Below are 11,655 nucleotides of genomic sequence, written 5' to 3' on the forward strand. Positions count from 1 at the left end.
ACCTTATACCGGCCGTTATCAGAACACTGCCTGGGTAACCCGTATGGGGCCATTCTGCAAACGCCTTTAACGCCGGATACTTATTACTATAATGTTTCTTTATACGAGTACAGGCAGGGTAGCTTTACGCAACTTCCGCCGGAAGCCAACACTGTAAGCACCGCAGGGGATTACGTGGCGTGGGTTAATCCAGGGCGTAAGGTGGCCGGCAAAGGAATGTATGTGCTGGAGGTGTATGATGATAAACGCAAGATAGTAGTGAAGAGGTTACAGCTGCTGCGTTTATAGGAGAAGATTTTAGAGAAGTAAGTAGATAAAATGTAGTGCCCTCAAGAGTTATACACTTTTGGGGGCATTATATTTGTTGGTTATCTCACATTATTTATTGCTTCCCGGAGATAGTTAAAGGGTGGCGGGCGCCGGTTTAAAGGGCCTTCTGTTAGCGTTTATATTCGTTTAAGGTTAGCTATTGTACAAAATCAAACTGCTGCGTAAACCCGAGATCGATCTCGAAAATGCCCAGATTTGCCAGTGCAAGCTGCCACCGGTCGAAGATAACCCTTAGCTCTTCCGGCATCTCTTTAGTTTCAGCAATCCTCTCATAAAGCAAAGCTGTATAATTTGACAGCAGGTTAATTGCGGCCTGCTTTTCCGCGAGGCTCCAATTCTTTTCGGCTCCGATCGCAGCCACGATCTGATGAGGTGTAGCGCTGGTGGGCAGTGAGGTTGTAAGCGGAGACAATGCAATTTTGAGCAGATCCAGGTCAATATCATCATTCTGAGAGCCGTTCAGCGATTTAAGTGTATTGCCCGGGTATTCAAAATTGGCATCATTGATATAAATATCTACTGCATTTGGGCAGGAGGGCGAAAAAGACAAGCTGGTCCCCCACTCTTTTGACGCAAGACCGGCAGCCGGATTCAAATTGACCGACAAGCCACTTGCAAGCAGGGTTCCTGTTAAATTATCAAACAATTCAATAGAAATACCCGCGATCTTTAGCGGGTTGTTGCTATCATCAAACAACAATACTTTTTTTACAGGCATACATCATTTATTTGATTTCCATGAAATTTGTTTTTCCATTGACCAGGTGCTTACCTTAAATTTTATTTCGGAAGCTGTTCCCGCAATCATTAAATATAACCCGACCGGCTTTGGATAAAGGCCTCCGTTTAATTCAACATGGTTATCGGTAAAAGGTACCTTGTGAATATTTTGATCCTTATCTGTATAGATGGCAACGCCCTGCAGGATATTCAGAGCGCCCGCTGCGCCTGATGCGGAGATCCCAATCGTTAAAGATACCGCAGGCCCATGCAGCATTACCAACTGCTCAAAAGAAAGAAAAGAACCCATACCAGGTGTAACACGCTGCTGTATTTTATCCCTTGCCGGACCAGGCCCCTGCGATGCAGGATTTAGCTCAAACAGGCCCGTATTCAAGGCCCTGAAATAATTGCTGGTAATAAGCTCCGCTACAAAACGCGAAGAATTTTCCAGCGCCATTTGCCGCCAGGTACCCTGATCATCCGTCTGGGTTTTTTGCTCATCTGCATTATCAGAGATGGATTTGACCACAATAGCGTTGGTAGGCGTTTCCCGGTAAAAAGCAGCGTGCATTACGCCTGCACCTTCCATTTCGCAACCGATAATTTTTCCATGCAGGGAACGCAATTCATCTTTTTTCTCTTTGGATGCAATTACCAGTGAACCGGAAGCTACTGTTCCAAAATGAACGCGGGGCTGGTGTGCGTTTAAAGCATCAATAACAGGAGCATTCTTTTCAGGATCCTTCTTTTTAAGCTTTTTAGCTTTACTTTTTGCACTTTTAACGGCCTCCTGCAACCAGTTAAATTTCCCTGAGGATATTAGCTCCGCCTGCCTGATAAGTGTAACACTGCAAGGGTAACCCTGGGGGCGGTACTGGATCTTATTTTCAGCTGCGGCCTTTCCCATATCATAGTAGAAAACCTGCTGTGCCACAATAATATGCCCCAGCTTAACCGATTCGTGAAGTGAGCCGGCTATTCCTGTTAGGATAATATAGGACGGCTGCCATTTTTTAATGATGGCCTCCGTAAGTAATGCTGCTTCAAGACCGCCCATCTGGCTCTGGTAACCGATGATGACACTGTAACGCTTAGTATTGTCTTTAGAGCTCATGGTAGTCCTGTACCAAATCTCAGAAGGATTGTCACTAATGGGAACAAGTGGCGGAAGGTGTTTTCGTAGCTCGTCAAATTCTTCTTTCATGCCGGTAACAAGGGCAAAATCAAAAAGATTCATACTTGGGGTTTAAAGCGGTACTGGGATTGTATTTTACAAGTATAAGTTCAAGAAAAATCCTGATATTATCTAATACTTACCGGGAAAAATTTTGTGTGCTACGGCGTTAGGGATCAGGTTGAAACCTTTTTATATATTTAGTCCTGAATTACGCTATACTTATAGTTAGCTTCAATTTCAAAAAGGAAAGGCAATTATCTCCGTAACTACAGATCAAACTAACAATGAATTTATGTCGGAACTTAGATCACTATTCGTAAAACTTAAGATTAAAAAAGAGAACCTCGAGCGTTTTTTAAAGGCAAAACCTACTACCCCGGTGCCTGATGAAGACTGGACTTCGTGGTGGGATAGCCGTAACATGTACTCGAAATCTCCGCTGATAGAAATTCCTGTGTATTCAAAAGAAATAAGCGGTGACATATTTGAATCTTATCTGGATACGGAAAAAACATTGAGCCGGGAGAAGCATGAAGAGGGTGTGTATTTCTTTACCAGTGTGCTTTTCGCCGAGAATTATTATGAGATCCTGCCGATGCTGGCGGTATTGAAAAGTATCGCGCTATATATGGAGCCTGGCGATGAAGGAGTGGCATTTATCTACGATTATTTCTGGGGCGGTGATGATGTGATGGCACATTTGGAGCTTAGCGCAGGGCAGGCAGTACTGAGGGATACGAAAAGCACGGTCAAAATTAACAAACAGTTGCTAATGGAAGCAAATAAGGTTATCCAGGATGTTATGGATGTAATATCCGCAAAATATAAGAATTAACCATTATGGCAGAATTGGTTCATATACGGAATGGGATGCTCTCTGAAAAGGCCTCAATCTTTTAAACTTGATCCGAATTCAGCCTGATCTCTGAACCTTACCCCAAACAAAAAAGGCTCAACTTTCGTTGAACCTTTTCCTTTTCTGTGACTCCGTCAGGATTCAAACCTGAAACCTTCTGATCCGTAGTCAGATGCTCTATTCAGTTGAGCTACGGAGCCATTCCTTTTTCTTACTTCAGACCCTGAGGCCATTTGTTCGATTGGGATTGCAAAAGTATGCGTTTTTCTGAAACTAACAAATAGTTGTACATAAATTTCTACAAATTTCTATTAACCTGTACTTTTACAATATTATAAAATTCACTGCCATCGGGCACATGGCCGGAAATCATACAACAGAAAAAAATGAAGATACAGCTCTGGAGCATCGGCAAAGAAAATGATCCTTACATTAAAGAAGGCATCGCTATTTACCAAAAACGCCTGCAACATTACGTGGATTTTGAGCTGCGTCTCATCCCTACGGTTAAACAGGCGGCCAGTTTGTCGATCCCTGAACTTAAAAAGCAGGAAGCCAAAATAATCCTGGACCTGCTACAACCCCAGGACTACCTCCTGGCCCTGGATGAGCATGGTAAAATGATGACCACCCTGCAGCTGGCCGATTTCCTGCAGCAGCGTACCAATGCGGCTACCCGCCAGCTGGTATTGCTGATCGGCGGCGCGTTCGGATTGGATGCCAGTATCCTTCAACGGGCGCAGGGCAAGCTCTCCCTCTCCCAGCTTACCTTTCCCCATCAGCTGGTGCGGTTAATTGTAACAGAACAGCTCTATCGCGCTTATTCTGTATTACATAACGAGAAATATCATCACCAATAACTACATTTACATTTTTTAACCGGACAGAACTTTTTATGCTGACCTTAAGCTTAGTGATCATCATTGTTACCTGCATTATCTCTATTACCGCCTTTAGCCGGCCCGGGGAAATAGATAAGCTGAGTATGTGGCCTTACATGGTAAAAGAACATAATCAATATTACCGTTTTATTACAGCCGGACTGGTACATGCAGACTACATGCACCTGGGTTTTAACATGCTCACGATGTGGTTTTTTGGCAAGTACATTGAGATCATGTTTCAGCAGGTCTTTGGCGGCAAACTGTATTTCCTGCTGTTCTATGTGCTGGCATTGATCATCTCCGATATTCCTTCTTACATACGTCACCGCAATAACTACAGCTACCGCTCTATCGGCGCTTCCGGCGCAGTATCGGCAGTGGTATTTGCCTTTATTCTTTTTCAGCCCTGGGCTAAGATCATTGTGTTTGTGATACCGATGCCGGCTATTTTATACGGTGTGCTTTTCCTGGGTTATTCCGTGTATATGTCGCGCCGTGGCGGGGATGGTATTAACCATGATGCGCACTTCTGGGGCGCTGTTTTTGGCGTAGTATTTCCATTGGCGCTGAAACCGCAGCTGGCAGGATATTTTATGGAGCAGATCTCCTCTCTGTGGAGATAATCACTTTCAACGGCATTCTTGGGCGGGGCGTAATTGCCAATGCGCAACTACCTCCCCTCCTCCCATTCCAGATACAACACCTCTTTCGTATGCTCCGTTAACTTAAACCGGTCATCGATCCGCATACCTACAACCCATATGATCCGCTTTGCCGATTCCAGCACCCATACCTTCTCCTTCTGCGGTAAAGAAAGTTTCTGATCAATAAAAAATCGGCTCAGCTTTTTCTTTTTGGCCATACCTAAGGGATAAAAATAATCGCCCTGTTTCCAGCGGCGCAGCAGCAGCGGGTAACGGATCTGCTGCTTATCCAAACAGGCAATAGCCGCTGCTGTGGGAATACTGCCCAGGGCTGCCCGTTCCTGCACCCGCAGCTTTAAATGCCCGCTGCCGGTGTGTACATGGGAATGTTCCGGCTCAATCACCAGTATAGCGGGTTCCGGCTGTTCAAGGGGCGTTATCAGCAGCCATTCGCGGTTGCGGAGAATACGATGGGTTGCTGTATCCACATACCTGCCGGATCCGCTTTCCAGCAGTTCCAGCACGGCATTCACCTGGGTCGACGGGCAGCCAAATCCTTTAAAGATCTCGTATGCAAGCGTAACCAGCGGTTTGGTTTTTTGTAATTTTAGCACCGGTATCATCCAGGTATCCCCCTTGCGTTCCAGCAATCTTTTCCTGTGGCGGTCTACCGCTTCCTGGAATAGCTGTTCGGCTTCCCGTATCCGCTCAATAGTGGCGGCCATATTGGCCACTGCACCGGGATAAGCTTCCCGGATAGGTGGTAACACATGATGCCGGAAAAAATTGCGTGTATATTTATCCGTTATATTGGAGCTGTCTTCTACAAACGTAAGTCCCTGCGTATTTATAAAATCCTGTAACGCTTCTTTTTGCGCAAACAGCAATGGGCGTATAACCGTGCCCTGCCTGGGTAAAATGCCGTGCAGGCCGGCCAGGCCCGTACCTTTGGAAAAGTTCATCAGCGCTGTTTCCACATTATCCTGCATATGATGGGCAGTGGCAATAAAGGCATATTGCTGCGCCTTACGGGTAGCTTCCAGCCACTGGTAACGCAGCTCCCTGGCTGCCACCTGAACGGATACACGCTGCTGATCCATATAGGCGGCCGTATCAAATTTTGTTGTATAAAGCGGTACATTATAACGGGCGGCTAGTTGTTGTACAAATGCTTCGTCCCGCTCTGATTCCGCGCCCCGTAGCTGGAAGTTGCAATGCGCTATAGCAAAGGAAAAACCGGCGGTATGGAATAAATGCGCCATCGCCACAGAATCCGCTCCGCCGCTAACAGCCAGTAAGATGGGTTGTGCAGGTGTAAATAATTGTTCCCGCTGAATGTATTCTGAAAAACCTGTAAGAAGGTTGTTTTGCATAATTAGTTAAGTTGTCTGCCAGAAGCGTACATACTGGCTGCTTTTTCAAACCACCGCTTTCCTATAACTCATGATTATTTTAAATGGCATTCCCCGGAGGCTGTGAACGCGGAGAACTCCAATTGCCTAATACATCAGGTCCTCATACGCTGCCTGCAGCTCGTTATAGGCATGTTTGTCGTTCACAGACTTGGCCATGGCCATACCTTTTTCGTAGGTGGTTCCTGCCAGGGAGGCCTCTCCCGCCCTTTCCAGCAGCTTGCCCAGGTGATAATAAGAGCCTACATATTCCGGCTCTTTTTCCAGCAGCTCTTCAAACAGCCGGCGGGCAGCCGCATCATCCTCCAGCTTTATATATTCCAGGGCCAGTGCATGCTTCAGAAAACTATCATCAGGGCTGCTTTCCAGGAAGGCTTTTAGTTTAGAGATCCGGTCCATTGTTGGTTTTATTAGTTAACCAATATCCGTTATATTTGCTGATACCGCTTTTTCCAAACCAAACAGTTTTAAGGTTATGAAGATTTTAGTATGTATCAGTAAAACGCCGGATACCACTGCAAAAATAGCTTTCACAGACAACAACACGAAATTCAGTGAAGCCGGTGTACAGTTTATCATTAACCCCTACGATGAGTGGTATGCGCTGGTACGCGCATTGGAGTTAAAAGAAACACAGGGCGCCACCGTGCACCTGGTAACCGTTGGCGGCGCAGATACAGAGCCTGTGATCCGTAAAGCCCTGGCCCTTGGCGGCGATGAGGCTTTTCGTATAAATGCGGATAGCCAGGACAGTTATTACATTGCATCGCAGATTGCGTCCCATGCCAAACAACAGGGATATGACCTCATCTTTACCGGTAAGGAAACCATCGACTATAACGGTTCATCTATAGGCGGCATGGTAGCTGAGCTGCTGGACCTGCCCTTTATTTCCATTGCAGCTAAATTTGAGCTGAATGGTACCACCGCTACCATTAACCGCGAAATTGAAGGCGGTAAGGAAATTGTAACAGTAAACCTGCCGGTAGCAGTATCCTGCCAGAAAGGAATGGCGGAAGCGCGTATACCCAATATGCGCGGTATTATGGCTGCCCGCACCAAACCTTTAACCGTAGTAGAGCCTGTTGCCGTAGAAGCCCTTACCAGCATTGTAAGTTTTGAGCTGCCTCCTGCAAAAGCAGGCGTAAAGCTTATTCCGGCCGACAATGTTGAAGAACTGGTAAAATTATTGCACGAAGAAGCCAAAGTGATCTGATTTACGATTTTAGATTTACGATTTTAGATCTAACCTCTTACCCAGTCTGAAATCGTAGATCATGGTAAATTCCACACTATGCAAACCAAATCGTAAATCTCAAATCTAAAATCGTAAATCTCATGTCTGTTTTAATATTCGCTGATCAATCCCAGGGAAAAATAAAAAAAGCTGCTTTTGAAGCCGTACAATATGGGGCCAAAGTTGCACAAAAGTTAGGAACAACGGCCACGGCTATAGTATTAGGCGAAGCGGATAACGCAGAGCTGGCCGCGTTAGGCAATTATGGCGCACAAAAAGTATTACATGCTGCCAATGCGAAGCTCAACGAATCTGACAGCGGTGTAGTTGCCAAAGTGATCATAGCTGCCGCCAGCCAGGAAGATGCACAGGTGATCATTTTCTCCCATAATTTTGACGGCCGCGCAGTAGCCCCCCGGGTGGCTGCCCGCCTGCAGGCAGGCCTGGTAACCGGCGCTATCGGATTGCCGGATACCGCCAACGGTTTTGTGGTAAAGAAAACCGTGTTTTCCGGCAAGGCCTTTGCAAACGTAAATATAACTTCTGCCAAAAAGGTGCTCACGGTTATGCCCAACACCTTTGCCCTGGAGCCTACTGGCGCTACAGCCACGGTACAGCCTTTTGAGGCGCCGGTGAGCGACGCAGATTTTAAGGTAAAAGTAAGCAAGGTAGAAACCGTAAGCGGTGAGGTGCCGCTGACAGAAGCAGAGATCATTGTAAGCGGCGGCCGTGGATTAAAGGGCCCGGAGAACTGGGGCCTGGTAGAAGACCTGGCCAAAGCCCTGGGTGCAGCAACTGCCTGCTCCCGCCCGGTAGCGGATACCGGCTGGCGCCCGCATCATGAGCACGTCGGCCAAACCGGTTTAACCGTACGCCCCAACCTGTATATTGCCATTGGTATTTCCGGCGCTATACAGCACCTGGCCGGCGTAAACGGCAGCAAGGTGATCGTGGTGATCAATAAAGATCCGGAAGCGCCTTTCTTTAAAGCAGCTGATTATGGTATTGTGGGCGATGCTTTTGAAGTAGTGCCGAAGATCACGGAAGCCGTTAAAAAACTAAGATAATAAGTTGATAGTTGGTCCCGGGCAGTCCGGCAGCGCTATTTTTAACAAAACGGCGGTACCGGTGCTGCCTGGCGGCAAGCGAACAAACTCCCGGCTTGTTTTTAGATCAGGAAATATTTTTCTAACTTCACGGTCTTACAAAATTATCAGCCGACAACGCGAGACAGATAACAAATATGAGAAAAATAGAACTGGAAATAGTTGCTTTATCACACAGCATTACGCAAACACACTCATATGCCGTGGTATTGGGAGAAGTGAACGGATTGCGCCGATTGCCTATTGTTATTGGAGGCTTTGAAGCGCAGGCTATTGCCGTGGCACTTGAGAAAATGCAACCCAGCCGCCCTTTAACGCACGACCTGATGAAGAATTTCATGAATGCTTTTAATATAGAGCTTTCAGAAGTGGTTATCAGCAACCTGCAGGAGGGCATTTTTTACTCAAAACTGATCTGCCACAATAACGACGAAACCATCGAAATAGATTCCCGTACTTCTGATGCGCTGGCACTGGCAGTACGTTTTGGCTGCCCCATTTACACATACGAAAACATCCTCAACAGCGCCGGCATCCTGCTGGATGATCCTACCGGTAAAAAAGTAAATAAACCTACTACGCCTACTATCTCGGAACATGAAAAAGGCGCAGAAGATGATCTGAAAGCGATGAGTGTAGAAGAGCTGAGCACCCTGTTACAGGATGTGCTGGAACAGGAAGATTACATTCGCGCTATTGCTATCCGCGATGAGATCAACAGCCGTAAAGCAGGCAGGTAGCCTTAGTCCATAGTCGATAGTCCATGGCATTTTTCAGGCAAAGAGTTTTCTCCAGATATTTTCAATAAGCAAACGGTAATTACCATGGACTATGTACCATGGACCATGGAGTAATGACATGATCGTTTTTCCCAATTGCAAAATAAATTTAGGCTTACACATCCTGCGGCGCAGGGCCGATGGCTTTCATGACCTGGAAACCATTTTTTACCCCGTGCAGATAAAAGATGCGCTGGAAGTACTGGCCCATGAGGAGCTGCACTTTAACAGCAGTGGTATCACGGTACCTGGTAACGCAGCGGATAACCTGTGTTTGAAAGCCTGGCACTTATTGAAAAAAGATTTTCCGGAGCTGCCTGCTGTAAATATTCACCTGCACAAACATATTCCCATAGGAGCCGGTCTGGGCGGTGGTTCTGCTGATGCTGCCTTTATGCTGCAGCTGCTGAATGATAAGTTCCGTTTAGAATTATCCGCGGAGCAATTAATAAATTATGCAGCACAGCTGGGAAGTGATTGTGCTTTCTTTATCCATAACCAGCCCTGTTATGCAACCGGCCGGGGCGAAGTGTTAAAGCCTTTGGCACTGGACCTTAGCGGGTATTCCATGTTATTGGTATATCCCGGTATTCATGTAAACACCGGTTGGGCGTTCGGACAAATTACACCGCGGCAGCCGGAGCTATCGCTGCAGGAAAGCATTCTGCAGCCGGTAACTTCCTGGAAAGATCTAATTACAAATGATTTTGAAGCGCCGGTGTTCAGCGCGCATCCCGTATTAAGGGAAATAAAAGAGCAGTTATACGAAGCAGGGGCTTTATACGCAACTATGAGCGGCAGTGGATCTGCCATGATAGGCATTTTTGCGAAAAACAAAATAGCCGGCATCCTGTGGGACGCCAGCTATCGCGTATTTGAAATAATCTGAGTTGCGTGATTACTTTACAGAAGCCACCAGGCTTTTGAAAGTTGCGGGTTCATTCATCGCTAAGTCTGCCAGTACTTTCCTGTTCAGGTCAATCTTCTTTTCAGACAGCTTGTGAATGAATTCAGAATAAGTAATACCTTCTGCGCGTACTGCAGCGTTGATACGTGCAATCCACAGCTGACGGTAATTTCTTTTCTTCAGCTTACGGCCTACATAGCTATAAGTAAGCCCTTTTTCCAATACGTTTTTGGCTACGGTATATACATTCTTTCTTTTACCGTAAAAGCCCTTCGCCTGTTTTAAGATCTTCTTCCTGCGGGCACGGGAAGCAACGGCGTTTACTGAACGAGGCATATGCTGCTTTTTTGATCAGATTAATAAATAAGTTATAATTAACGGAGGCAAAGCAGCCGCTTTACCAGGTTCAGGTTAGCGTCACTAACCAGCGTGCTGCCTCTCAGGCTGCGTTTTCTTTTGGTAGCTTTTTTAGTCAGCAGGTGACTTTTAAAAGCCTTGTACCTCTTGATCTGTCCGCTCCCGGTCACCTTAAACGTTTTCTTCGCACGGGAATGAGTCTTTACTTTAGGCATCTTAAATACGAATTTGGTCTGCAAAGGTAGGGAAATAATTTAAACATAACACAGTCACTTCAAATATTTTATCCACTTCCAAATTCCCCACTTGTCATGTGGATAACTTTTTAACACTTTTTTACAATTTTTTAGGCTTCGGTAAACAATTGACTATCAAATCCGCCTTCTGCCTTTTTAGGTACTAACACGTTTGTGTAGATGTCGTTTTGGCATATACACATTTTTTATTTTGTATATTATTACTAATTTTAATTTTAAAATAGTCTCATATTTTAGCCGTATCATATATTATTAACCGAACGATTAAGCGATGCCTATGAAACCAGTTTACACAACTCAAGAGGCCGGCCAGGTAAGGAGGCAAGTACTTTTTTTGGTTGCAAAACCCTGTAAATCAACATCGTTTTGGCGGGCTTGAACCCTCATCAAAATGATACTTTTTTCACTCAACCGGATTACAGAAAAAATGAAAAAGCTACTAGCTCTCCTATATTTACTGATTGCCTTTACGACAGGTACTGCCGTTGCGCAGTCCATGAACGCGCCAGACACGGTGTGTATTTCCCCGGATGCCACGAATAAACGTTGGGCCAGTATGAACATTAGCATTGGTACCATGCAAGGTATACAATGGCGTATTTATATTGGTGCCGGAAGTACCCTGGCCGTAGCCGGCGTTGATTATAATGTATTATATGGCGTAGTAGGCACTTATTCAACGGGCGGCGCTCCCAATTCTGTCGGTAACCGCTCTATCACGGTTGAATACCTTAAGGCTGCGAGATACCGGGTAGAGGCCGATATTACCCTTTCCAATGGTACGCATAGAGTGGTCACCAGGTACACGGTGGCCCTTAACTGCCCCATGACCATCTGTAAAGGCCAGAATACAACAATGGCCGGCTTTACGGAGGATTTTGGGCAAGCTACCGGCAATATTCCGCTGGACCCTGCCAGGGGGAGTATTGATTATACCTTTCAGGCAAACCCGGCCTATGATGATCTGAAAGATAACTATTATGTTA

Annotated in this window: 15 protein-coding genes and 1 tRNA gene; 9 read left to right on the forward strand and 7 right to left on the reverse strand. The window is 45.9% G+C overall.

Features of this window, described 5'->3' with window-relative positions; translation table 11 throughout:
- On the forward strand, positions 1 to 288 hold a 288-nt coding region (locus VIM87_RS14430), incomplete at its 5' end, for a hypothetical protein (protein WP_331997675.1).
- Positions 289 to 466: 178 nt separating this feature from the next.
- Here the strand turns inward: VIM87_RS14430 and VIM87_RS14435 are convergent.
- Entirely contained in the window at positions 467 to 1,048 is a 582-nt protein-coding gene (locus VIM87_RS14435; RefSeq protein WP_331997676.1) for a hypothetical protein, read from the reverse strand.
- Between the two features lie 3 nt (positions 1,049 to 1,051).
- The gene (locus VIM87_RS14440; RefSeq protein ID WP_331997677.1) at positions 1,052 to 2,290 is read right to left on the reverse strand and encodes a 5'-methylthioadenosine/S-adenosylhomocysteine nucleosidase; all 1,239 of its coding nucleotides are present in this window, start codon (positions 2,288 to 2,290) and stop codon (positions 1,052 to 1,054) included.
- Between the two features lie 232 nt (positions 2,291 to 2,522).
- Here VIM87_RS14440 and VIM87_RS14445 point away from each other — a divergent pair, with 232 nt between their 5' ends.
- Entirely contained in the window at positions 2,523 to 3,065 is a 543-nt protein-coding gene (locus tag VIM87_RS14445) for a hypothetical protein (protein ID WP_331997678.1), read from the forward strand.
- Between the two features lie 147 nt (positions 3,066 to 3,212).
- Here the strand turns inward: VIM87_RS14445 and VIM87_RS14450 are convergent.
- Positions 3,213 to 3,286 (reverse strand) — tRNA-Arg (locus tag VIM87_RS14450).
- A 186-nt stretch (positions 3,287 to 3,472) separates the two neighbouring features.
- On the opposite strand from VIM87_RS14450, the gene rlmH reads away from it, so the two are divergent.
- Both rlmH and VIM87_RS14460 read left to right on the forward strand, forming a co-directional pair.
- Positions 3,473 to 3,946, forward strand: coding sequence for a 23S rRNA (pseudouridine(1915)-N(3))-methyltransferase RlmH (rlmH, locus tag VIM87_RS14455; RefSeq protein WP_089911994.1), 474 nt, complete (start codon positions 3,473 to 3,475; stop codon positions 3,944 to 3,946).
- Between the two features lie 35 nt (positions 3,947 to 3,981).
- Entirely contained in the window at positions 3,982 to 4,593 is a 612-nt protein-coding gene (locus VIM87_RS14460) for a rhomboid family intramembrane serine protease (RefSeq protein ID WP_331997679.1), read from the forward strand.
- 47 nt (positions 4,594 to 4,640) lie between these two features.
- On the opposite strand, the gene tilS is transcribed toward VIM87_RS14460, so the two are convergent.
- The gene (gene tilS, locus VIM87_RS14465) at positions 4,641 to 5,987 is read right to left on the reverse strand and encodes a tRNA lysidine(34) synthetase TilS (RefSeq protein WP_331997680.1); all 1,347 of its coding nucleotides are present in this window, start codon (positions 5,985 to 5,987) and stop codon (positions 4,641 to 4,643) included.
- 126 nt (positions 5,988 to 6,113) lie between these two features.
- On the reverse strand, positions 6,114 to 6,425 hold the full coding sequence (locus VIM87_RS14470; RefSeq protein ID WP_331997681.1) for a hypothetical protein: 312 nt from the start codon (positions 6,423 to 6,425) through the stop codon (positions 6,114 to 6,116).
- A gap of 76 nt (positions 6,426 to 6,501) precedes the next feature.
- On the opposite strand from VIM87_RS14470, the gene VIM87_RS14475 reads away from it, so the two are divergent.
- From VIM87_RS14475 to ispE, 4 genes are all read left to right on the forward strand, one after another.
- The gene (locus VIM87_RS14475) at positions 6,502 to 7,242 is read left to right on the forward strand and encodes an electron transfer flavoprotein subunit beta/FixA family protein (RefSeq protein WP_331997682.1); all 741 of its coding nucleotides are present in this window, start codon (positions 6,502 to 6,504) and stop codon (positions 7,240 to 7,242) included.
- A gap of 122 nt (positions 7,243 to 7,364) precedes the next feature.
- Positions 7,365 to 8,330 (forward strand): electron transfer flavoprotein subunit alpha/FixB family protein, encoded by a 966-nt coding sequence (locus tag VIM87_RS14480; protein ID WP_331997683.1) that lies wholly within the window; start codon positions 7,365 to 7,367, stop codon positions 8,328 to 8,330.
- Between the two features lie 176 nt (positions 8,331 to 8,506).
- Positions 8,507 to 9,109, forward strand: coding sequence for a bifunctional nuclease family protein (locus VIM87_RS14485; RefSeq protein WP_089911661.1), 603 nt, complete (start codon positions 8,507 to 8,509; stop codon positions 9,107 to 9,109).
- A 91-nt stretch (positions 9,110 to 9,200) separates the two neighbouring features.
- Complete coding sequence (gene ispE, locus VIM87_RS14490; RefSeq protein WP_331997684.1) at positions 9,201 to 10,037, forward strand: 4-(cytidine 5'-diphospho)-2-C-methyl-D-erythritol kinase; 837 nt, start codon at positions 9,201 to 9,203, stop codon at positions 10,035 to 10,037.
- Between the two features lie 9 nt (positions 10,038 to 10,046).
- Here the strand turns inward: ispE and rplT are convergent, their stop codons facing one another.
- Both rplT and rpmI read right to left on the reverse strand, forming a co-directional pair.
- Positions 10,047 to 10,391, reverse strand: coding sequence for a 50S ribosomal protein L20 (rplT, locus tag VIM87_RS14495; RefSeq protein ID WP_089911666.1), 345 nt, complete (start codon positions 10,389 to 10,391; stop codon positions 10,047 to 10,049).
- A gap of 38 nt (positions 10,392 to 10,429) precedes the next feature.
- Positions 10,430 to 10,627 carry a 50S ribosomal protein L35 gene (gene rpmI / locus VIM87_RS14500; RefSeq protein ID WP_089911997.1) on the reverse strand — a complete coding sequence of 66 codons (198 nt, stop codon included), beginning with the start codon at positions 10,625 to 10,627 and terminating at the stop codon, positions 10,430 to 10,432.
- A gap of 469 nt (positions 10,628 to 11,096) precedes the next feature.
- Between rpmI and VIM87_RS14505 the strand changes: the two genes are divergently transcribed.
- The coding region (locus tag VIM87_RS14505; RefSeq protein ID WP_331997685.1) for a hypothetical protein at positions 11,097 to 11,655 on the forward strand (559 nt) is incomplete at its 3' end.

Source organism: Chitinophaga sp., from assembly GCF_036569125.1.
Taxonomy (GTDB): domain Bacteria; phylum Bacteroidota; class Bacteroidia; order Chitinophagales; family Chitinophagaceae; genus Chitinophaga.

Bases quoted from the DNA above. Each gene is read 5' to 3' on its own strand.
- VIM87_RS14440 (WP_331997677.1), bottom strand. From the start codon at position 2,290: ATGAATCTTTTTGATTTTGCCCTTGTTACCGGCATGAAAGAAGAATTT.
- ispE (WP_331997684.1), top strand. From the start codon at position 9,201: ATGTACCATGGACCATGGAGTAATGACATGATCGTTTTTCCCAATTGC.
- VIM87_RS14485 (WP_089911661.1), top strand. From the start codon at position 8,507: ATGAGAAAAATAGAACTGGAAATAGTTGCTTTATCACACAGCATTACG.
- VIM87_RS14435 (WP_331997676.1), bottom strand. From the start codon at position 1,048: ATGCCTGTAAAAAAAGTATTGTTGTTTGATGATAGCAACAACCCGCTA.
- rlmH (WP_089911994.1), top strand. From the start codon at position 3,473: ATGAAGATACAGCTCTGGAGCATCGGCAAAGAAAATGATCCTTACATT.
- VIM87_RS14470 (WP_331997681.1), bottom strand. From the start codon at position 6,425: ATGGACCGGATCTCTAAACTAAAAGCCTTCCTGGAAAGCAGCCCTGAT.
- tilS (WP_331997680.1), bottom strand. From the start codon at position 5,987: ATGCAAAACAACCTTCTTACAGGTTTTTCAGAATACATTCAGCGGGAA.
- VIM87_RS14475 (WP_331997682.1), top strand. From the start codon at position 6,502: ATGAAGATTTTAGTATGTATCAGTAAAACGCCGGATACCACTGCAAAA.
- VIM87_RS14445 (WP_331997678.1), top strand. From the start codon at position 2,523: ATGTCGGAACTTAGATCACTATTCGTAAAACTTAAGATTAAAAAAGAG.
- VIM87_RS14480 (WP_331997683.1), top strand. From the start codon at position 7,365: ATGTCTGTTTTAATATTCGCTGATCAATCCCAGGGAAAAATAAAAAAA.
- rplT (WP_089911666.1), bottom strand. From the start codon at position 10,391: ATGCCTCGTTCAGTAAACGCCGTTGCTTCCCGTGCCCGCAGGAAGAAG.
- rpmI (WP_089911997.1), bottom strand. From the start codon at position 10,627: ATGCCTAAAGTAAAGACTCATTCCCGTGCGAAGAAAACGTTTAAGGTG.
- VIM87_RS14460 (WP_331997679.1), top strand. From the start codon at position 3,982: ATGCTGACCTTAAGCTTAGTGATCATCATTGTTACCTGCATTATCTCT.